This window comes from Lentzea terrae, assembly GCF_003265345.1.
In the GTDB taxonomy this organism is placed as follows: domain Bacteria; phylum Actinomycetota; class Actinomycetes; order Mycobacteriales; family Pseudonocardiaceae; genus Lentzea; species Lentzea terrae.
Genome location: NZ_QFWW01000015.1, coordinates 41,706 through 62,043 on the forward strand (window position 1 = coordinate 41,706; position 20,338 = coordinate 62,043).

22 protein-coding genes are annotated in these 20,338 nt (G+C 69.0%); 10 read left to right on the top strand and 12 right to left on the bottom strand.

Translation table 11 applies throughout. The annotated features are described in order from the left end of the window. The first annotated feature begins 121 nt into the window (after positions 1–121). On the top strand, positions 122–1,246 hold the full coding sequence (locus tag DI276_RS20735; protein WP_112265899.1) for a helix-turn-helix transcriptional regulator: 1,125 nt from the start codon (positions 122–124) through the stop codon (positions 1,244–1,246). Here DI276_RS20735 and DI276_RS20740 read toward each other — a convergent pair. The 5 genes from DI276_RS20740 to DI276_RS20760 are packed head-to-tail and all read right to left on the bottom strand — an operon-like array spanning position 1,229 to position 5,975. Then, on the bottom strand, positions 1,229–2,059 hold the full coding sequence (locus tag DI276_RS20740; protein WP_112265901.1) for a MaoC/PaaZ C-terminal domain-containing protein: 831 nt from the start codon (positions 2,057–2,059) through the stop codon (positions 1,229–1,231). The genes DI276_RS20735 and DI276_RS20740 overlap by 18 nt on opposite strands. A gap of 11 nt (positions 2,060–2,070) precedes the next feature. Beyond that, positions 2,071–3,036, bottom strand: a complete 966-nt coding sequence (locus tag DI276_RS20745) for a 2Fe-2S iron-sulfur cluster-binding protein (RefSeq protein WP_112265903.1) — start codon at positions 3,034–3,036, stop codon at positions 2,071–2,073. Continuing rightward, positions 3,029–3,268 (bottom strand): hypothetical protein, encoded by a 240-nt coding sequence (locus tag DI276_RS20750; RefSeq protein WP_456298521.1) that lies wholly within the window; start codon positions 3,266–3,268, stop codon positions 3,029–3,031. Before DI276_RS20750 ends, DI276_RS20745 begins: the two co-directional genes overlap by 8 nt. Next, positions 3,265–4,407, bottom strand: coding sequence for a Rieske 2Fe-2S domain-containing protein (locus tag DI276_RS20755; RefSeq protein WP_112265905.1), 1,143 nt, complete (start codon positions 4,405–4,407; stop codon positions 3,265–3,267). The genes DI276_RS20750 and DI276_RS20755 overlap by 4 nt, the downstream gene beginning before the upstream one ends. Further along, positions 4,404–5,975 carry an FAD-dependent oxidoreductase gene (locus DI276_RS20760; protein WP_112265907.1) on the bottom strand — a complete coding sequence of 524 codons (1,572 nt, stop codon included), beginning with the start codon at positions 5,973–5,975 and terminating at the stop codon, positions 4,404–4,406. Before DI276_RS20760 ends, DI276_RS20755 begins: the two co-directional genes overlap by 4 nt. Positions 5,976–6,092: 117 nt before the next feature. Between DI276_RS20760 and DI276_RS20765 the strand changes: the two genes are divergently transcribed. The 8 genes from DI276_RS20765 to hsaB are packed head-to-tail and all read left to right on the top strand — an operon-like array spanning position 6,093 to position 13,598. Then, positions 6,093–7,553, top strand: a complete 1,461-nt coding sequence (locus DI276_RS20765; RefSeq protein ID WP_112265909.1) for an FAD-binding protein — start codon at positions 6,093–6,095, stop codon at positions 7,551–7,553. After that, positions 7,547–8,317: a 2-keto-4-pentenoate hydratase gene (locus tag DI276_RS20770; protein WP_112265911.1), complete on the top strand. Its 771-nt coding sequence runs from the start codon at positions 7,547–7,549 to the stop codon at positions 8,315–8,317. Before DI276_RS20765 ends, DI276_RS20770 begins: the two co-directional genes overlap by 7 nt. Before the next feature lie 10 nt (positions 8,318–8,327). Beyond that, positions 8,328–9,206 (top strand): acetaldehyde dehydrogenase (acetylating), encoded by an 879-nt coding sequence (locus tag DI276_RS20775; RefSeq protein WP_112265913.1) that lies wholly within the window; start codon positions 8,328–8,330, stop codon positions 9,204–9,206. Then, positions 9,172–10,182, top strand: coding sequence for a 4-hydroxy-2-oxovalerate aldolase (gene dmpG, locus DI276_RS20780; RefSeq protein ID WP_112265915.1), 1,011 nt, complete (start codon positions 9,172–9,174; stop codon positions 10,180–10,182). Before DI276_RS20775 ends, dmpG begins: the two co-directional genes overlap by 35 nt. Continuing rightward, a complete protein-coding gene (hsaA, locus tag DI276_RS20785; protein WP_112265917.1) occupies positions 10,179–11,345 on the top strand; it encodes a 3-hydroxy-9,10-secoandrosta-1,3,5(10)-triene-9,17-dione monooxygenase oxygenase subunit in 1,167 nt (388 codons plus the stop codon). Before dmpG ends, hsaA begins: the two co-directional genes overlap by 4 nt. Positions 11,346–11,356: 11 nt before the next feature. Beyond that, complete coding sequence (hsaD, locus tag DI276_RS20790) at positions 11,357–12,163, top strand: 4,5:9,10-diseco-3-hydroxy-5,9,17-trioxoandrosta-1(10),2-diene-4-oate hydrolase (protein ID WP_112265919.1); 807 nt, start codon at positions 11,357–11,359, stop codon at positions 12,161–12,163. Next, positions 12,163–13,065, top strand: coding sequence for an iron-dependent extradiol dioxygenase HsaC (gene hsaC / locus DI276_RS20795; protein WP_112265921.1), 903 nt, complete (start codon positions 12,163–12,165; stop codon positions 13,063–13,065). Before hsaD ends, hsaC begins: the two co-directional genes overlap by 1 nt. Next, positions 13,029–13,598 carry a 3-hydroxy-9,10-secoandrosta-1,3,5(10)-triene-9,17-dione monooxygenase reductase subunit gene (gene hsaB, locus DI276_RS20800; RefSeq protein ID WP_232836797.1) on the top strand — a complete coding sequence of 190 codons (570 nt, stop codon included), beginning with the start codon at positions 13,029–13,031 and terminating at the stop codon, positions 13,596–13,598. The genes hsaC and hsaB overlap by 37 nt, the downstream gene beginning before the upstream one ends. Here the strand turns inward: hsaB and DI276_RS20805 are convergent. Further along, positions 13,584–14,405 (bottom strand): class I SAM-dependent methyltransferase, encoded by an 822-nt coding sequence (locus DI276_RS20805; RefSeq protein ID WP_112265923.1) that lies wholly within the window; start codon positions 14,403–14,405, stop codon positions 13,584–13,586. The genes hsaB and DI276_RS20805 overlap by 15 nt on opposite strands. Positions 14,406–14,447: 42 nt before the next feature. Between DI276_RS20805 and DI276_RS20810 the strand changes: the two genes are divergently transcribed. Continuing rightward, the gene (locus DI276_RS20810; protein WP_112265925.1) at positions 14,448–14,837 is read left to right on the top strand and encodes a helix-turn-helix domain-containing protein; all 390 of its coding nucleotides are present in this window, start codon (positions 14,448–14,450) and stop codon (positions 14,835–14,837) included. Here DI276_RS20810 and DI276_RS50110 read toward each other — a convergent pair. The 6 genes from DI276_RS50110 to DI276_RS20835 form a co-directional block, all read right to left on the bottom strand. Continuing rightward, positions 14,834–15,007 (bottom strand): hypothetical protein, encoded by a 174-nt coding sequence (locus DI276_RS50110; protein WP_157984849.1) that lies wholly within the window; start codon positions 15,005–15,007, stop codon positions 14,834–14,836. The two genes, DI276_RS20810 and DI276_RS50110, sit on opposite strands and share 4 nt — an antisense overlap. 77 nt (positions 15,008–15,084) lie before the next feature. Continuing rightward, the gene (locus DI276_RS20815; RefSeq protein WP_112265927.1) at positions 15,085–16,107 is read right to left on the bottom strand and encodes an acyl-CoA dehydrogenase family protein; all 1,023 of its coding nucleotides are present in this window, start codon (positions 16,105–16,107) and stop codon (positions 15,085–15,087) included. After that, positions 16,104–16,907 (bottom strand): acyl-CoA dehydrogenase family protein, encoded by an 804-nt coding sequence (locus DI276_RS20820; RefSeq protein WP_112265929.1) that lies wholly within the window; start codon positions 16,905–16,907, stop codon positions 16,104–16,106. Before DI276_RS20820 ends, DI276_RS20815 begins: the two co-directional genes overlap by 4 nt. Further along, entirely contained in the window at positions 16,904–17,995 is a 1,092-nt protein-coding gene (locus tag DI276_RS20825) for an acyl-CoA dehydrogenase family protein (protein WP_112265931.1), read from the bottom strand. The genes DI276_RS20820 and DI276_RS20825 overlap by 4 nt, the downstream gene beginning before the upstream one ends. Next, positions 17,995–18,825, bottom strand: coding sequence for an enoyl-CoA hydratase (locus tag DI276_RS20830; RefSeq protein ID WP_112265933.1), 831 nt, complete (start codon positions 18,823–18,825; stop codon positions 17,995–17,997). The genes DI276_RS20825 and DI276_RS20830 overlap by 1 nt, the downstream gene beginning before the upstream one ends. Then, the gene (locus DI276_RS20835) at positions 18,822–20,297 is read right to left on the bottom strand and encodes a FadD3 family acyl-CoA ligase (RefSeq protein ID WP_112265935.1); all 1,476 of its coding nucleotides are present in this window, start codon (positions 20,295–20,297) and stop codon (positions 18,822–18,824) included. Before DI276_RS20835 ends, DI276_RS20830 begins: the two co-directional genes overlap by 4 nt. Positions 20,298–20,338 lie beyond the last annotated feature (41 nt).

Sequence of the window (20,338 nt, forward strand, 5' to 3'; positions counted from 1 at the left end):
TCTCGAACGGAACAGGACCCCTCGAATGTCGCCCTGACCAGGGCCTCGGTCCATTCCAGAAATCTGGCAGAGCCGGCCCGTCCGGCTTACCGTGAAGTCGTCCCGGCGACTGGGAGACCGCATGGCACGGCTGTCGAAGGAGCAGGCCGGCGAACGCGTTCGCCGGCTGGCCGGCGCGGGACTCGACACGCACGCCTTCTTCGAGGCGGCGGGCGTGACGGTGGCCCGCGCTGTCCCGATCGGTGGCGCGCCGCCGTTCTGGAACACCGTCGACCCGGCGTCGCACCTCATCACCAGCGTCCACTTCGAAGGCGACTGCTTCTTCGACGCCGGTGAGCAAACGCGCTGGGAGTACGTCGCGGATGACGTGAACAAGACCGCGGACGTGATCGAGAACCCGAGTGGCGTCCAGACGCTGCACGAGGTGACCGGTGGGCAGCCGGAACGCAGCACGGTCTTCCGCGAGTACCTGCGCCCGAGGGGCATCGAGCAGGAGGCCGCGGTGGCGCTGCGCGACCCGACCGGCCAGAACTGGGGCACCCTGCGGCTCAACCGGGCACCGGGCCAGCCGGAGTTCGACGCCGCCGAGCTCGCCTTCCTGCGCTGCATCGCACCGCACCTGGCCGGCGGGGTGCGGCGTGGACTGCTGATCGGCGAGGCAGCCGAGCCCGACTGGCCGGACGGACCCGGGCTGGTGGTCGTGGGCGACGGGCTGGCGCTCGAGTCGGCGTCTCCCAACGCGATCCGCTGGCTCGACGAGCTGAACACCCGCGATGGCGGCGTTCCGGCCGCCGTCCTGTCGGTCGCGGCTCGCGCACACACAGATGAGGAACGAGCCGTGGCGCGGGTGCGTGCCGGCTCGGGCAGGTGGTTCCTGCTCCACGGCACCCGCATGGCGCTGCCGGAGGGCACCCGAGCGGCCGTGATCATCGAACCCGTCGCGCGTGCTCGGATCGCGACGGTCCTGATGGCGGCCTACGGGCTCACGCCTCGTGAGCGCGAGATCACGAGGCTCGTGCTGCAGGGACTGGCCACCGCGAAGATCGCCGAAGCACTGGTCATCTCCCCGGTCACGGTCCAGCAGCACCTCAAGAGCATCTTCGCGAAGACCGGCGTCCACAGTCGACGGGACCTCGTGTGCACGGTCTTCCACGACCACTACGAGCCTCGGGTGCGGGACAACGAGGATCGACGGGTCGCCGCGCTGCCGGCTCGCGGGGGCCCGGTGTCACCCCGTCAGGGTTAGCACGGCGTCGGTGAGCACGGGCCGGTCTGCCGCGGAAGTCGTCAGCACCAGCTGCGAGCCGTTCCGCCACACCCGAGTCGTCAGCGTCTCGCCGGGGAACACCACGCCCGCGAACTTCGCCCCGAACGACAGCACCTGCTCCGGTCCGTCCAGCAGCGCGTCGATCACCGCCTTGCACACCACCCCGTACGTGCAGAGCCCGTGCAGGATCGGCTGGTCGAAGCCAGCCCGGGCAGCGAACTCCGGATCGGCGTGCAACGGGTTCCGGTCCCCGCACAGCCGATACAGGTAAGCCTGCTGCGGCAGCGTCGCGGTCTCGATCACGTCATCCGGCTCGCGGTCCGGCAGCTCGACCTTGCCGGACGGCCCGCGTTCACCGCCGAACCCGCCCTCGCCACGCGCGAAGATGCTGGACCGCGTGGTGTACAAGGCGGTGCCGTCCGGCGTCACGGCCGTCGACTCCTGCACGATCACTGCCGCCTTGCCCTTGTCCCAGACGTCCGCGATCCGCGTTCGCAGCACCGCCTCGCCCTCGGCCGGGAGGGCCGCGTGCACGGTGATCTCCTGCGTGCCGTGGAGTACCCGAGCGAGGTCGATGTCGACGCCGGGGAACGACACGACCGGCGGCGCGGTCTCGTGGAACCGGGGCGCGACGACGCCGAACGTCGGCAGCACCCGCAAGCCCTCTTCATACACGTAGCGGAGTTCCGTCGCGCCCAAAGCCAGGTGGTAGAGCAGCACGTCCGAGTGCGTCCAGGAGAACTTGATCTCGGGAAGTTCCGCCCCGATCGCGACGTCCGGGTCGATCGGCATGAAGCAACCCCTCACTCGTAGGTGATCTTCACCGTGTCGGTGACCGGAACCGACTGGCACGCCAGCACGATGCCGTCGGCGATGTCCTCGGAGTCGAGCACGTCGTTGTTGAGCATCTTGACCTCGCCCTCGACCAGCCGGCACGCACACGCGCTGCACGCACCCTCCCGGCACGAGTACGGCGCGTCGAGTCCCTTCTCCAGCAACAGGTCGAGCAGCTTTTGCCGCGCGGGCCACGGAAATCGGTGCTCGGCGCCGTCCAGCGAGACCTCGACCACGGCGTCCGGCCGGTCGTCGGCCACGGGTTCGACGTCCGAGAACGGATCGCTGGACAACGACACGAACTTCTCGACGTGCACGACCGGAACGTCGTGCAGAGCTTTCCGGGCAGCCTCCATGAACGGCCCGGGCCCGCACACGAACGCCTCGTCGCACTCCCGCACGAACGCCCGCAGCGCACCGAGATGAGGCAACCCCTGGACCGACTCCAGCCAGTGCACCACGGTCAGCCGATCCGGGTGCTCGCGGCACAACGAGTCGAGCTCGCGGGCGAAGATCACCGAGCTCTCGTCCCGGTTGGCGTAGAACAGGAACACGCGGCCAGAAGCCCCGAGCACGGCCCTGATGATCGACATGACCGGCGTGATCCCGCTGCCGGCCGCGAACGCGAGCAGCGACCCGTCCAAAGACGCGGGAGTGAAGACTCCGGCGGGTGCGAGCACGTCCAGCTCGCACCCCTCGCTGAGCTGGTCGCACATCCAGTGCGACCCGTAGCCGTCCGGTGTGCGCTTGACCGTGATCTTCAACGGCTCACCCGGCGCGCTGGACAGGGAGTAGCAGCGCGCCACGTCACCCGCCCGCACGGTCAGGAACTGGCCCGGCCGCACCGCGAAGTCCACGCCCGACAGCACGAACGAGCGCGCGTCGGCGGTCTCCTCGATCACGGCGTCGACCCGCAGCCGGTGCACCTCAGCCATCGGCGACCTCCAGCGTCCCATCGCGCACGGCCTTCTCGATGCTGTCCCGCAGCCGCAGGCACGTCGGCACGAACGCCGAGCGCGGCCCGCACAGCTCAGGACACGAGCTGGTGTCGGACAACCACTGCACGCTCGTGTGCTGCGGGCTGTTCTTCTTCACCAGCACCCGGTTCCCGCAGTCGCACCGCACGGGAACCATGCCACCGACGAGAAACTCGTCGCGCTCGCTCACGTGGCCGTCTCCTGAGGTGCTGGTTCCCTCCTGGCGAGGTTCTCGGCGACCTCCTTCTCCCACACCTCGACCGCGCGGCTGGTGTCGACCTCGAACTCGAAGCGCCGCACCATGTCGTCGGTGACGTCCTCCACGTCCACGTAGAACTGCTCGTACCAGCGCCGCAGCTGGTAGACCGGCCCGTCCTCCTCGCACAGCAACGGGTTGTCGATCCGCGTCTTGTTCTGCCAGATCTCCACGTCCTGCATGAACCCGACGCCGATGCCCCGCGCGAACTTCGCGGCGATCTTGTCGGCGTGCTCGTCGGACACACCGGGCAGCTTCTTCACGATCGCGCCCCACTGCAACCGGAACGACGTCGGCGAGATCGGGTAGTGGCAGTTGATCAGCACCGTCTCGATCTCGAGGCCCTTGTAGTCGTTCCACAGGTAGTCGATCATGTACGACGGCCCGTAGTACGAGGCCTCCGAACGGACTTCCACATCACCGGTGTAGTTCGAGCCCATCGCGACGTCCGGCCGTCCGCGCGTGGTGAGGTACTGCGACGCGACGTGGCCCTCCATCACGTTCTTGAAGTACGTCGGGAACGCGAAGTGGATGTAGAAGAAGTGGGCCATGTCGACGACGTTGTCGATGATCTCGCGGCAGTTGGCGTTGTCGATCACCACCGAGTCCCACGTCCAGTTGCTCCACTCGTCGCTGAACGCGGCGTCGATGCGCGGGATCGTCACGTGCTCCGGCGGCGGGTTGCCCTGCGGGTCGTTCCACACGAAGAGCTGCTTGTTCTCCTCCATCGTGATCCACGAGCGGGTGCGTGCCCGCAGCGGAACCCGTTTGGCGTAAGGAATCTCGACGCACTTGCCGTTGCCCGCCCAGCGCCAGTCGTGGAACGGGCAGGCCACCGCGTTGCCCTTGACCGTGCCCTGGGTGAGGTCGCCGCCCATGTGCCGGCAGTAGCCGTCGAGGACGTTGATCTTGCCGTCCTCGGTCGCGAAGACGACGAGCTTCGTGCCGAACGCCTCGACCGCGTGCGGTTTGCCGTCGCGGAAGTGGGAGGCCAGGCCGAGGCAGTGCCAGCCGCGCGCGAACCGCGCTGGAGGCGCGCCGGTGTCGATCGTGCGTACGGCGTCCTGCGTCATCGCGTTCCTCCAGAGATGTCGAGGCCGGCGAGGTATCCGAACGTCATCGCCGGTCCGAGGGTGGCGCCGGCGCCCGCGTAGGTGTGGCCCATCACGGAAGCCATGGTGTTGCCCGCCGCGTACAGGCCCTCGATCACCGAACCGTCCTCGCGCAGCACTCTCGCGTTGGCGTCGGTGCGCAGGCCGCCCTTGGTGCCGAGATCGCCGGGCACGATCTTGACCGCGTAGAACGGTCCGGTCGTCAACGGCGCGAGGTTGGGATTCGGGTGGTTGCGCGGATCGCCGTAGTAGCGGTCGTACGCGCTTTCGCCGCGGTGGAAGTCGGTGTCCTTGCCGTCCACGGTGAGGGTGTTGAACCGGCGGATGGTCTCGGTGAGCTCGGGGAGGTCGGCTTCCTGAGCCAGTTCTTCCAGACTGGGAGCGGTGAGCACGGAGTCCTTCCAGCGGCGTGGCAAAGGCCTGCGTGGCGGGACGCCGCAGAACGGGTAGCGGCTGCGGTAGGCGTGGTCGAACACCAGCCAGGTCTTGCCGTTCATCGCCTTCACCACGTCGATGTACGGCGCGGCCTCGTTGACGAACCGGCGACCGGTGCTGTCGACCAGCACGCATCCGGGCAGTGAACGTTCGGCCAGCAGGAAGAACGGGCCGCGCGGCAACGGAACCGATGGCCCCCACCAGGCTTCGTCCATCAGCCCGACGGCCGCGCCCGCGCGCACGCCGGCCTCGATGCCGTCACCCGTGTTGGCCTTGGCGCCGACTGTCCATTCAGTACCGATGTCCTGGTGCTGCTTGCGCATCTGCTCGTTGTTCTCGAACCCGCCGGACGCCAGCACGACGTGCTTCGCCAGGATCAGCTTCTCGCAGACGAGAACTCCGGCGATCCGGCCGTTCTCGTAGTGCAGGTCGGTCATGGCGGTGTTGAGGCGCACCTCGACGTTCAGCGCTTTGAGACCCGCGCGGAGTCCCGCCGCCAGCGCCTGGCCCATCGTGAGCCGGTTGCCCGGAAGGAACCGGCGGGCGAAGACCTTCATGGCGGTGAGCAGGCCGCGAGGGTGTCGGCCGATCAGCGTCAACCACTTGTAGTCGCTCTGGGTGATGATGATGCCCGCCGGGGTCGGCACGTACGGCGGCTCCAGGTTTTTGATGTCGTCACCCAGCAGCTTCGGGTTGAACGGCAAGGGCTCGACCGAGCGTCCGCGGGGTTGCCCGCCGGGGGCCTCGGGGTAGTAGTCGGCGTAGTCGCGGACCCAGCGGAACTTCAACGGGGTGTGCGCGGCGACGAACGCCAGCATCGCCGGTCCGGCGTCCAGGAACGCCGCGCGCAGGTCGGCCGGCACGTCCCCGGCGATGTGCTCCAGATAGGCGTTGGCCTGCTCGGGCGAGTCCGCCGGGCCGGCCGCGGTGAGGACGTGGTTGTTCGGCACCCAGACGCCGCCGCCGGACCGCGCGGTCGAGCCGCCGAAGTGCTGGGCCTTCTCGATGACGAGGGTGCGCAGGCCGTGCTGAGCGGTGCAGAGCGCGGCTGTCATGCCTGCCGCGCCGCTGCCGACGACGATCACGTCGTACATCGCACCTCCCCGGTGACTCAGACTAGAACAGGTTATAGTTCTGAGCGGGTTTGGCGCTATGGTGTAGGAGTTCCAGGCAAGTCGACTCACCGAGAACACGTTTCGGGAGGGTTAAGCGTGGAGGTCTCCGCGGACGTGGTCGTCATCGGTTTCGGTGCTGCCGGCGCGTGCGCCGCCATCGAGGCTGCGGCGGCCGGTGCGTCCGTGGTGGTCCTGGACCGGTTCGCGGGTGGCGGCGCGACGGCGTTGTCCGGCGGCGTCGTCTACGCGGGCGGTGGGACGCGGCAGCAGGTCGAGGCCGGGGTGACCGACACGCCCGACGCGATGTTCGAGTACCTGAAGCACGAGGTCGGGGACGCGGTGTCCGCGGCGACGTTGCGCCGGTTCTGCGAGGACAGCGCCAAGATGCTGGCCTGGCTGGAGGACCAGGGCGTGCCGTTCTCCGCGAGCGTCTGCCCGTTCAAGACCTCATATCCGACGGACGACTACTACCTGTACCAGTCCGGCAGCGAGGACGCCTACCCGGACCCTGCGCCGCGCGGGCACCGGACCAGGGCGAAAGGCACGTCCGGCAAGGTCTTCTTCGCCCGCTTGGCCGAGGCGACCCGGCGGGCAGGCGTGCGGATCATGCCGCAGAGCCGCGCCACCGAGTTGATCACTGCTGACGGCCGGGTCACCGGCGTCCGGTGCCGGACTCTCTCCGGCCTGCCGCGAGCCCTCCACGGGATGTTGTCCAGTGCGGGAGCCAAGCCCTGGCTCTACTACCCGCCGCTCGGCAGGAGGCTGTTCGCGCTGGCGGCGTGGCTGGAACGGCGTTTTGCGCGGTCTCTGGTGGTCACCGCGCGGCAAGGCGTCGTCATCTCGGCCGGTGGGTTCATCGCGAACCGGCCGATGGTGCACGAGAACGCTCCTGCGCATCGCGGTGGCCTCGCGCTCGGCACGCCTGGCGACGACGGTGCCGGGATCAGGCTCGGGGTCGCTGCCGGCGGCAAGACCGCGCGGATGGACAAGGTCTCGGTGTGGCGGTTCATCACGCCGCCCAGCGCGTTGCAACGCGGTGTGCTCGTGGATTCCGCTGGTCAGAGCTTTGGTGATCCGACCAGGTACGGCGCGGCCATCGGCAGCGAGATCGTGCGGCGCGACGGCAAGGCGTGGCTGCTGATCGACGACGACATCCTGCGCGTGGCACGTGCTCAAGTCCGCACCCAGACAGCGCGGTTCCAGCGGTGGCAGGTCCGCTACTTCCTGAACCGCGGGCTGGTCAGCGCGCCGACGATCGAGGAAGCGGCGGCCAAGGCAGGGATCGGCACGCCTGAACCGTTCGGAACGCCGCCCTACTCGCTGATCAACGTGTCGGTGCGGGCCGGGTTCGGTTACCCCTGCCCGATGCTGACGCTCGGCGGACTCGTCGTCGACGAGGAAACCGGGCAGGTGCCCGGAGTTCCCGGCCTGTACGCGGCGGGCCGGTCGGCCGTCGGGGTGTGCTCGGAGTCCTACGTCAGCGGGCTCGCGCTCGCCGACTGCGTCTTCTCCGGCCGCCGCGCGGGGATGCACGTCGTGAAGGAGGCCAGGTGCTGACGATCCAGAAGAGGGAGGCCGCCGCCGAGCTGCTGCGCGTGGCGGAACGGGACCGCGTGCCGATCAAGCCGCTGGTCGAGCTGTACCCGGAGATCGACGTGGTGGACGCGTACGAGATCCAGCTGCTCAACGTCCGGCACCGCAACCGCGACGTGATCGGCCACAAGGTCGGCCTGTCGTCGTTGGCGATGCAGCAGATGATGGGCGTCGACGAACCGGACTACGGCCACCTGCTCGACGACATGCAACTGGCCGGAACGGCGGACGCCTCGGCGTACCTGTACCCGCGGGTCGAGGTGGAGATCGCGTTCCTGCTGGCCCAGGACCTGCCTGGGGAGGGCTGCACGGTCGAGGACGTGCTGGCGGCCACCGAGTTCGTCGCACCGGCGATCGAGCTGATCGACAGCCGGATCATCGACTGGAAGATCGGCTTGCAGGACACGATCGCGGACAACGCGTCGTCGGCCGGGTTCATGCTGGGCACCGAGCGCGTTCGTCCGTCCGATCTGGACATCGGCGCGGTCGCGGCCACCTTGCGGCGCAACGGTGAAGTGGTTGCCGAAGGACGTGGTGACGCGGTGCTGGGCGATCCGGCGATCGCGGTGGCGTGGCTCGCGGAGAAGGTCGCCTCGTTCGGCGTCCGGCTGCTGGCCGGCGACATCGTGCTGCCGGGTTCGTGCACGCGGGCGATCGACGCGCGGCCGGGCGACGAGTTCCACGCCGAGTTCGCCGGACTTGGTTCTGTCGACCTGAAATTCGAATAGGGGTGACTGTGTGAAGGCGGCCATCGTCGGCTCCGGCAACATCGGCACCGACCTGCTCTACAAGCTCCTGCGCTCGCCGGCGTTGGAACCGCGTTGGATGGTGGGCATCGACCCGGCCAGCGAGGGCCTCAAACGCGCGGCGTCGCTGGGCCTGGAGGTGTCGGTCGACGGCGCGGAGTGGTTGCTGCGTCAGGACGAGCTGCCGGACATCGTGTTCGAGGCGACGTCCGCGGCGGTGCACCGGGCCAACGCGCCGCGCTACGCGGAGGCGGGCATCCGGGCGATCGACCTGACGCCGGCGGCGGTCGGGCCGTACGTGGTGCCGCCGGTCAACCTCGGCGCGCACCAGGACGCGCCCAACATCAACCTGATCACGTGTGGTGGCCAGGCCACGATTCCGATGGTGCATTCGGTGTCCCGGGTGGTGCCGGTGTCGTACGCGGAGATCGTGGCGAGTGTGGCGTCGGTGTCGGCGGGACCCGGGACGCGGGCCAACATCGACGAGTTCACCCGCACGACCAGTCGTGGCATCGAGGAGATCGGGGGAGCCGAGCGCGGCAAGGCGATCATCGTGCTGAACCCGGCGGACCCGCCGATGATCATGCGCGACACGATCTTCTGCGCGATCCCCGAGGACGCCGATCCGGACCTGATCACGGACTCGATCGCGAGGATGGAAACCGCCATCCGTTCGTACGTGCCGGGTTTCCGGTTGTTGAGGGAACCGCAGTTCGACGCCGGGCGAGTGGCGATCTTCGTGGAGATCGAGGGTGCCGGTGACTTCCTGCCGACGTACGCCGGGAACCTCGACATCATGACGGCCGCCGCGACCAAGGTGGGGGAGGAGATCGCCAATGCAGCTGCGGCTGACCGACACGTCACTGCGTGACGGCTCGCACCACAAGCGGCACCAGTTCACGGTCGAGGACGTGCGGTCGATCGTCGCGGCACTCGACGGCGCCGGGGTGCCGGTGATCGAGGTGACGCACGGCGACGGGCTCGGCGGGTCGTCGTTCAACTACGGCTTCAGCCACACGCCCGAACAAGAGCTGATCAAGGTCGCGGTCGAGACGGCCCAGCAGGCCAAGATCGCCGTGCTGATGCTGCCGGGCGTGGGCGTCAAGGACGACATTCTTGTTTCGCAGGACAACGGCGCGTCGATCGTCCGGATCGCCACGCACTGCACCGAAGCCGACGTCTCCGTGCAGCACTTCGCATTGGCTCGCGAGCGGGGCCTGGAGACCGTCGGGTTCCTGATGATGGCGCACTCGCAACCGCCGGAAGCGTTGGCGAAGCAGGCAAGGATCATGGCCGACGCCGGATGCCAGTGCGTGTACGTGGTCGACTCGGCCGGAGCGCTTGTGCTGGAACAGGTTTCGGATCGGGTCGAAGCGCTGGTCGCCGAACTGGGTGAGGACGCGCAGGTCGGGTTCCACGGGCACGAGAACCTCGGGCTGAGCGTCGCGAACTCGGTCGCCGCGGCACGGGCCGGCGCGAAGCAGATCGACGGCAGCGTGCGCGGATTCGGTGCGGGCGCGGGAAACACGCCGTTGGAGGCGTTCGTCGGGGTGTGCGACAAGCTCGGTTTCGAGACGGGCGTCGACTTCTTCAAGATCGTGGACGCGGCCGAGGACGTCGTCCGGCCCGTCATGCCGGAGGAGTGCCTGCTCGACCGGATGGCGCTGATGATGGGTTACGCGGGCGTCTACTCGAGCTTCCTCAAACACGCGTACACGCAGGCGAACCGCTATGGCGTGTCGGGCGCGCAGATCCTCGTCCGGGCGGGGGAGCGCAAGCTCGTCGGCGGGCAAGAGGACCAGCTGATCGATATCGCACTGGAGCTGAGCAGGGAGAACGTCCGATGAGCGAGGAAATCCTCGGCAAGGTGCGGGAGCTGCTTCCTGCGTTGCGGGACCGCGCGGCGGAGGCGGAAGAGCTGCGCAAGGTGCCGCCGGAGTCGGTGAAGGCGTTGCAGGAGACCGGGTTCTTCCGGATGCTGCAGCCGGTGCGGCACGGCGGGTTCGAGACGCATCCGCTGGCGTTCTACGAGGCGGTCAAGCTGATCGCGAGCGCGTGCGGGTCGACGGGCTGGGTCGCGTCCGTGCTGGGCGTGCACCCGTGGCACGTCGGGCTGTTCGACGCGCAGGCGCAGGACGAGGTGTTCGGTGAGGACCAGGACACGCGCATCTCCTCGTCGTACGCGCCGACGGGCCGCGCGACGCCGGTCGACGGCGGCTTCCGGTTCAGCGGCAAGTGGAGCTTCTCGTCCGGCTGCGACCACGCCACCTGGGTGCTGCTCGGCGGCCTGGTGATGAACGACGAGGGCAAGCCGGTCGACTTCCGCACGTTCCTGCTGCCGATCGCCGACTACACGATCAACGACGTCTGGGACACGGTCGGCCTGCGCGGCACGGGCAGCAACGACATCGTGGTGTCGGACGTGTTCGTGCCGGAACACCGCACGTTGAGCATGATGCACACCGCGCGGTGCATCTGCCCCGGCCAGGACGTCAATCCCGGCCCGTTGTTCCGCATGCCGTACGGGACGATCCACCCGTACGCGATCACCGCGCCGATGATCGGCATGGCGGCCGGCGCCTACGACGTGCACGTCAGCGCGACCCGTGAGCGCGTCCGGGCCGCTTACCTGGGCGAGAAGTCGGTCGACGACCCGTTCGCGCAGGTGCGGATCGCCACGGCGGCCAGCGACATCGACACCGCGTGGTGGCAGCTGGAGAAGGACATCAACGACGAGTGGGAACACGCCGTCGCCGGCACCAAGATCCCGATCGAGATGCGGCTGCGGGCGCGCCGGGACCAGGTGCTGGGCAGCGCGCGGGCGATCTCCGCGATCGACCGGCTCTTCGAGAGCGCCGGCGGCAAGGCGATCAACGCCGGTCTGCCGCTGCCGCGGTTCTGGCGTGACGCGCACGCCGCGCGGGTGCACGCGGCGAACGACCCGGAGCGCGTGCTCGTGCTGTACGGCAAGAACGAGCTCGGTATCCAGGTCCGCGACGGGCTGTTCTGAGGGGACTTTCGATGACGAGGTTGCACTACCACGAAGCGGGGACCGACCACGCGGAGACGCTGGTCCTGCTGCACGGCGGCGGGCCCGGTGCGTCGGCGATGAGCAACTTCGGTCGCAACATCCCGGTGTTCGCGAAGTCGTTCCGCGTGCTGGCCGTCGACCTGCCCGGCTACGGCCAGTCCGACAAACCCGCGGAGCACGACCAGTACTTCACCTTCGCGGCAAGGGCCTTGAAGGACCTGCTCGACGAGCTGGGCGTCGAGCGGGCACACATCCTGGGCAACTCGCTCGGCGGCGGTACCGCGGTCCGGTTCGCCCTGGACCACGGCAAACGAGCGGGCAGGCTCGTGCTGATGGGGCCGGGCGGGTTGTCCCTCAACGTGTTCTCGCCGGACCCGACCGAGGGCGTGCGGAAGCTCAGCGCGTTCGCCCGGACGCCCACGCGGGAGAAGATCGAGGAGTTCCTGCGGATCATGGTGTTCGACCAGTCGCTGATCACCGACGAGCTGATCGACGAACGGTTCGAGGCGGCTCGTCAGCCGGAGTCGTTGCGCGCCATGGCTGCTTTGGGCAAGTCGTTCGCCGGGCCCGACTTCGAGCAGGGGATGCTCTGGCGGGAGGCTTACAAGTTGCGCCAACGGGTGCTGCTCGTCTGGGGCCGGGAAGACCGGGTGAACCCGCTGGACGGCGCGTTGCTGGCGTTGAAGCTGATCCCGCGGGCGCAGCTGCACGTGTTCGGTGGATGCGGGCACTGGGCGCAGCTGGAGAAGTTCGACGAGTTCAACCGCCTGGCCACCGACTTCCTGACGGAGGCGTGATGGGTATCCGTTCCCTGGGGTATCTCCGGATCGAGGCCACCGACATGGACCGGTGGCGTGAGTTCGGACTGAAGGTCCTCGGCATGGTCGAGGGCAAGGGTTCTACGCCGGGTGCGCTGTACCTGCGGATGGACGACTTCCCGGCGCGGCTGGTGATCGTGCCGGGGGAGAGCGACCGGTTGCAGGCCTCCGGGTGGGAGGCCGCCACCGAGGCCGAGCTGGAAGAGGTGGCGAAACGCCTGGCCTCGGCGGGTGTCTCCTACGTCGAGGGATCCGCCGACGAGCTGGCGGAACGGCGGGTGAACGGGCTGATCCGGTTCGAGGACCCGTCCGGCAACGTGCTGGAGGTGTTCCACGGCGCGGCTTTGGAACATCGGCGGGTGGTGTCGCCGTACGGGCACCGGTTCGTGACCGAGGAGCAGGGCCTCGGGCACGTCGTGCTGTCCACTTCGGACGACGAGGCGGCGTTGCACTTCTACCGGGACGTGCTCGGCTTCCGGTTGCGCGACTCGATGCGGCTGCCTCCGCAGTTCGTCGGCCGACCCGCTGACGGGCCGCCGGCGTGGCTGCGGTTCTTCGGCTGCAACCCGCGCCACCACAGCCTCGCGTTCCTGCCGATGCCGACGCCTTCCGGCATCGTCCACCTGATGGTCGAGGTGGAGAACACCGACGACGTGGGCCTGACGCTGGACCGGGCGATGCGGCGCAAGGTACCGATGTCGGCGACGCTCGGCCGGCACGTCAACGACCTGATGCTGTCGTTCTACATGAAGACACCTGGCGGGTTCGACGTCGAGTTCGGCTGCGAGGGACGGCAGGTGTCCGATGAGGACTGGATCGCACGCGAGAGCACGGCGGTGAGCCTGTGGGGACACGACTTCAGCGTGGGCTACCAGAAGTAGCCCGCTATCGTTCGGTGCTCGGTCACTTCTGCACCGGGGTGACCGTGGTGACTGGCATGTCGTCCGAAGGTCCGGTCGGGTTCGCCTGCCAGGCCTTCGCGGCGCTGTCCCTGGACCCGCCGCTGGTGCTGTTCTGTCCACAACGGACTTCGGGCAGCTGGGCGGCCATGTCGGAAAGCGGTGCGTTCTGCGTGAACGTCCTGGCCGAGGACCAGCGCGACGTGTCGACGGTGTTCGGCAAGGCAGGCGCGGACAAGTTCGCGGGCATCTCGTGGACGCCGTCGGCCACCGGTGCCCCGGTGCTCGACGGCGCCCTCACGTGGGTGGACTGCCAGGTCGCCGCGGTGCACGACGGCGGTGATCACCACATGGTCGTCGGCTCGGTGGTGGAGCTCGGCCCGGTGCGCGACGCGCAGCCGCTGCTTTTCTACCGCGGCCGCTACGCCGTGCACGCCGAGCTGGACACCCGTGGCTGGTCCGGCGAAGTCCTCGACAACCTGATGACCTGGCAACGCCAATCAGAGTGGAGCTGAACCCCTGATCTCCCACGAGGCCGTCGGGAAGCGGACTTCCCCGTCCCGCACGAACGGGTCGAACTCCCGGAGCACGGTCCGCAGGATCTCTTCGCGCTCCTGCTCCGCCATGGTCTGGAGGGCCCGCCCCACCGGGCCGAGCATCGTCAGGTACGTCGGCAGCACGTCCTCGGGCATCGTGCAGTCCAGTTCGACCTCGCGGAGGTCGATCGCGGTCCAGCCGCTGTCGCCGAGCACCTGCCGCACCCGGTCGGGATCCGCGAGCGAATGCGGTCCCGGTCCGTCGGGATCGAACGCCGGCAGGTCCGGGATCAGCGTCGTGACGGCACGTTCGGCGGTCGTCATGAACGGGTTTTCGTCCTTGCTGCGCCACACGACAGCGCGCAGCTCGCCACCGGGTTTCGCGGCCGTCCTGAGGTTGCCGAACGCCGCCACCGGGTCGTCGAAGAACATGACCCCGAACCGCGAGACGATCAGGTCGAACTCCGGCTCGAACGCGTGCACCTGCGCGTCCGCCTGGAAGAACCGCGTGTTCTCGGTCTCCTGCGCCACCGCGATCTGCGGGCCGGAGATGTCGACGCCGACGCACGGCACGTCACCGAGCGCCGCCGCGATCGCCCTGATCACGCCGCCGGTCCCGCACCCGACGTCGAGCACGCCGGTGCGCGGGCGTTCCTTCGCCGCGGCGACGAGCAGGTCTTCGTACGGCTGGAGAACCACGTCGACCATGTCCCGTGCCGCGGCCCAGCCGTGGCCACCGGGGCCGTTCCACAGTGCCGCCTGTTCGCTGTTGACCTCTGGTGTCATGCTCGTACCGTCCTACTTCAAGTCGGCTTGAGGTCAAGTGTGATGGGTGAACTCGGAATCGGCGAGGTGGTCCGGCGGTCCGGCGTGCCCGCCTCCACCCTGCGCTACTACGAGGAGCGCGGCCTGATCGGCTCGGTCGGGCGGCGCGGCCTCACGCGGGTGTTCGACCAGGCCGTTTTCCAGCGGCTGGCGCTGATCTCCGTCGGCCGCGCGGCCGGGTTCACCCTCGACGAGATCGCGGTGATGTTCGCCCCGGACGGCAGCCCGCGCCTGGATCGTGCGCTGCTCACGGCCAAGGCGGACGAACTGGACGCGACGATCCGCCGGTTGACCGTCATGCGGGACGGGCTGCGGCACGCCGCGTCCTGCCCGGCACCGTCCCACATGGAGTGCCCGAAGTTCCGGCGCCTGCTGGAGCGACTGACCGGTTAGACGCTCCAGATCTGCGGCGCCACCGTCACCGCGGCGGCCGGCAGCAGCGTCGCCTCGGCCTGCGCGGGCTCGCCGCCGAAGTAGTCCTCGCGCACCGAACGCAGCGTGTCGTCCTCCAACCGGCCCGCGAGCCGCGCACACAGGTCGGTGACCGTCGCGCAGGTCTTCACTCGGCCAGCCAATCACGCGCGCCGTCCGGATCCAGGATTCGTTCGTCCACGACGCCGGAGCGCAGGTAGCGGAACGACTACCGGTGGGCGAAACGGGAGAGGCGGCCGATGTGATCTTGAGGACTGCCGAACAACTGGGCGCTGCCGTGCGCGCGCTTGAAGTACAGGTGCGCGTCGTGTTCCCAGGTGATCGCGATGCCGCCGTGCAGCTGGACCATCTCGGCCGCGACCTTGAAGAACGCCTCCGAGCAGTACACCTTCGCGACCGCCGCCGACACCTCGTCGGTGGCGGCCAGCGCGGCTGACCGCGCGGTCTCCACCAGGACGTGCAGGTCGGCCATGCGGTGCTTCAACGCCTGGAACGACGCCAGCGGTCGGCCGAACTGAACCCTGGTCTTGGTGTGGTCGACGGTGAGCTCCAGGGCTTTGGTCGCCGCGCCGACCTGTTCCGCGCTGAGTGCGGCCAGGGCGACGTCACGGACCTGGTGTTTCCACGGGCCGAGACGCGTGGCGGCGGCATTGCTCAGGCGGATGGTGGCGAGGCGGCGGGTCGGATCCATCGTCGGCGTGTGCTCGCGGGTGACGCCGGATTGGCCGGCTTCGAACACCGAGACGCCGTCCGTCACCAGCAGGACTTCGGCTTCGTCGCCGTCCAGGACGTAGCGGGCGGTGCCGTCGAGGACGTGTGCCGCGGTGGCGGTGGTGATCTCGGGGTGGTCGAGGACCGGGGTTGCCGTGATCTCGGTGGTGCCCCAGGGCCAGACGAGTGCGGCGACCGCCCCGTCCGCGATCCGCGGCAGCAGTCGGCCGCACGCCTCCTCGTCGCCGGTCGCCACCAGAGCCTGTGCGGCGATCGTCGACGAGAGCAACGGTGCCGGCGTCAGGGTGCGGCCGAGTTCCTCCAGTGCGATGCAGGTTTCCGCGAGGCCGGCGCCGGACCCGCCGTATTCCTCGGGGATCGGCAGCACCCCGATGTCGCACAACCGGGCCCACAGGTCCTTGTCGTAGCCGTGCGGCGTCTCGATGGCCGCGCGGACGTCGGAGTGCTTCTCGAGCAGGCTGCGGACGGCGTCGCGGAGTGCTTCCTGTTCCGGTGTCACAACGCCTCCAGCACGCGCGCTCGGTGCATCGACGGGCTGCCCCACGCGGTGCGCAGGGCTCGGGTCTGCAGCAGGAACCGGCTGAGCGGGTGCTCGGCGGTGTAGCCGATCGCGCCGTGCACCTGCAGGGCGGTGCGGGCGGCCTGCCAGGCTGCGTCGGAGGTGGCGACCTTGGCGGCGGAGACGTCGCGGGTCGTCCTGGTCACCGCGGCGCCGAAGACCAGTGGCCTGGCGAGTTCCAGTCCGATGAGGACGTTGGCCAGGTGGTGTTTGACCGCCTGGAACTGGCCGATGGGCTTGCCGAACTGGGTGCGGGCCTGGACGTGGGCGGTGGTCATCTCCAGCATTGCCCGGCCCAGCCCGAGGAGTTGGGCCGAGCAGGTGAGGACGCCGAGGTCGAAGGCGCGGGCGGAAGGGATTCCGATGGCGATGGTCGCGCCTGCGGTCAGTTCGACGAGGCGACGGGCGGGGTCCACCGAGGACAGTTCGGCGGCGGGCGAGGCTTCATGAAGGGCGTCGCCCTCGACGAGGAAGTAGCGGTCCGCCTCCACCGCATGCGGAACATCGGGCGGGAATGCCACGGAACCAGGACCAACGCCCAGGAAAGGCAGGACGGCCAGCGACTCGATCAGCGGCCCGGCCACCGCGTGGTGCCCCAGTTCCTCGAACACCACGACCAGGTCCACCGGGTCGGTGACCTCGTCGACCCCGAGCGAGGCCAGATCGGTCTTCCCCGCCCCGAGAAACCCGTGCAGCACCGACGCGAAGTCCGTCTGTTCCGGCGACAGCGTGAACATCATCGCGGCAACCCCAGGATCCGTTCGGCGATCACGTTGCGCTGGATCTCGTTGGTACCGGCGTAGATCGGCCCCGCCAGCGAGAAGAGCCAGCCGTCCAGCCACCCACCGGGAACCTCGCCCAGCAGGTCCAGCGCGGTCTCGTGCAACGCCACGTCCAGCTCCGACCAGAACACCTTCGTGACGCTGGCCGCCGGCCCGGTAGGCGGGTTCCCCAAGGCGCCGAACGTGTGCAGCCGGTAGGCCTGCGCCCCGATCCACGCGTCGACGACCCGGTCGCGCAAGGCCGGATCCGGGTTCTTGCGGTACAACTCGACCAGACGTCCGGCGGCCGCGACGAACCGGCCAGGACTGCGCAGGGAGAGCCCGCGCTCGTTGCCGGCCGTGCTCATCGCCACCCGCCAGCCGTCGCCGACGGCGCCGATCACGTCGTGGTCCGGCACGAACACGTCGTCCAGGAAGATCTCGGCGAAGCCCGGTTCGCCGTCGAGTTGGGCGATGGGCCGGACGGAAACACCGTCAGCGCGCAGGTCGAACATCAGATAGGTCAGGCCGCGGTGCCGTCCCTCCGCAGACGTCCGGAAGAGGCCGAACGCCCGGTCCGCGAACGCCGCCCGTGAGCTCCAGGTCTTCTGACCGCGCAACAGCCAGCCGCCGTCCACACGTGCCGCCGTGCTGCGCAACGACGCCAGGTCTGATCCGGCCTCGGGCTCCGACCAGGCCTGCGCCCACACCTCGTCGCCACGGGCCATCGGCGGCAAGATCCGGGCCTGCTGCTCCGGAGTCCCGTGCGAGAACAACGTCGGTGCCAGGAGAAAGATGCCGTTCTGCGAGACACGGCCGGGAGCGCCCGCAGCGTGGTACTCCTCTTCGAAGATCAGCCACTGCAGCAAGCCGAGATCGCGCCCGCCGAACGACGAAGGCCACGACACCACCGACAACCGAGCGTCGGCGAGCTCCCGCTCCCACGCGCGATGTTCTTCGAAGCCAGCCGAGGTGTCCATTGAGGACAGCGGCCGGACGTGAGCAGCCAGCCACGACCGCACTTCGGCCTGGAACTCCAGGGTCGCGGCGTCCAGATCGAGATCCATCAGCCGGAGGCCTTCTTCATGGACCGGGCATCCATGCCGGCCAGCGCGTCGGGGCTGACCTCGGCGTTGTGCGCGTGCGCGAGGTGGTGCAGGCCGAACACGGAGTCCATCCCGGCTCGCATCCCCATCAGGTCCTCGGACTGGTTGACCGCCTTCTTGGCCAGCGCCAGCCCGAACTGCGGCATCGCGGAAATCCGCCCGGCCAGCTCGAAGACGGACGACTCCAACGACGAGCGCGGCACGACGCGCGAGACCATGCCCCACTCGTAGGCGCGCTGGGCCGAGAACCGGTCGCCGGTGAAGAGCACCTCCTTCGCGGCGCGCGGGCCGAGCACCCACGGGTGGGCGAAGTACTCGACGCCCGGAATTCCCATGCGCACCACGGGATCGGCGAAGAACGCGTCCTCGGCGGCCACGATCAGGTCGCACACCCACGCCAGCATCAGGCCGCCCGCCACGCAGGCGCCCTGCACCATCGCGATCATCGGCTTCGGGATCTCCCGCCACCGCCGGCACATGCCGAGGTAGACCTCCATCTCACGGGCGAACCGGAGATCTCCGCCCTCACGACCCACGTGGTCCCACCACAGCACGGCTTTGCGCTCGAACGACACGTCGACGTCGCGGCCGGGCGAGCCGATGTCGTGGCCCGCCGAGAAGTGGTCGCCCGCACCGGCGAGGACGATCACCTTCACCGACGAGTCGTTGACGGCACGGGTGAAAGCCTCGTCCAACGCGTAGGTCATCGCCGAGTTCTGCGCGTTGCGGTACTCCGGCCGGTTCATGGTCACGACGGCGACCGCGTCCCGCCGTTCATACGAGACTGTCACGCGTTCTCCTTGCGCAGTAGGTGTTTGAGGACCTTGCCGCCGGCGTTGCGGGGGAGCACGGGGTGGAACTCGACGGCGCGAGGCACCTTGTAGTTCGCCAGTCGCGAGCGGCAGAACTCGATCACGTCGTCCGAGGTCAAGGAGAAGCCGGGCGACGTCACGACGTGCGCGACGCCGACCTCGCCGAGCCGCGCGTCCGCCATTCCCACCACGGCCGATTCGGCGACCCCCGGCAGCCGGGCCAGCGCCTGCTCGATCTCGGCCGGGTACACGTTGAACCCGCCGCAGATGTACATGTCCTTGAGCCGGTCCGTGATCGACAAATATCCCCGTTCGTCGATCCGGCCGACATCGCCGGTGTGCAGCCAGCCCTCGGAGTCAACTGCCGCCGAAGTCGCCTCCGGGTCGTCGAGGTAGCCGAGCATCACGTTCGGCCCTCGCAGCAACACCTCGTCCTGCTCGCCCAGCCGGAGCTCGAAGTCCGCCATCGGCCGCCCGCACGTGTGCGCGACGACCGACGGCGGATCGTCGGGACGGCACATGGTCGCCACCACGGCCTCGGTGAGCCCGTACGCGGTGAGCACGGTCGAGAACGACAGCTCCGACTGCATCCGCTCCACCAGAGCCACCGGCACGACTGCCGCCCCGGTCACCGCGAGTCGCAGGCTGGACAGGTCGAAAGACGAACGATCCGGGTGGTCGAGCAGAGTCTGGTAGATCGTCGGCGGGCCGGGCAGCACGGTGATGCGTTCCCGTTCGATCAGCCGCATCGTCTCGGCGACGTCGAACACCGGCTGCGGCACCATCGTCGCGCCGCGCAGCAGACAGGCGAGGATCCCCGCCTTGTAGCCGAACGTGTGGAAGAACGGGTTGACGATCAGATACCGGTCCGCCGACGACAGCTCGCCGCACGACGCCCACGCCTCCGCCACGCCGAGCGACTGCCGGTGCGCGCTCATCGCACCCTTGCTGCGCCCCGTCGTGCCGGACGTGAACATGACGTCGCACAGCTGGTCCGGATCGAGCGACGGCAGGTTCGTGGCCCAGTCGAGCCACTCGACGGGTAGTCGGACGATGATCTCGGGCAGCGACTGGCCCTGCAGTTCGGCGAGCCGGTCGCGGCCCAGGAACGAGCCCTCCACCAGGAACGCACGGGCCTTGCTGCGCTGCAGCACGTCGAGCGTCTCGGTCGCGGTGAACCTGGTGTTGATCGGCACGAGCGCGGCACCGGCGTGCAACGCCCCGAGCGCCGCGACGACCCAATGCCGCGAGTTCGGCGCGCACAGGGCGACCCGATCGCCCGGCTGCACACCCATCCCGATGAGTGCGCGCGCCGCGGTGTGCACCTGTGCCCGCAGCGCGGTGTAGGTGAGGCGAACCTCGCCGTCCACCAACGCCTCCGCGTCGCCGAAGAGCGCAGCGGCGCGGTCGAGCACGGCTGAAACCGTTTGCCTGCTTGGATCACCGGCCATGAGCCCCTCCAAAGCAAGTGCTTGGTAGGTTAGAGTATGGC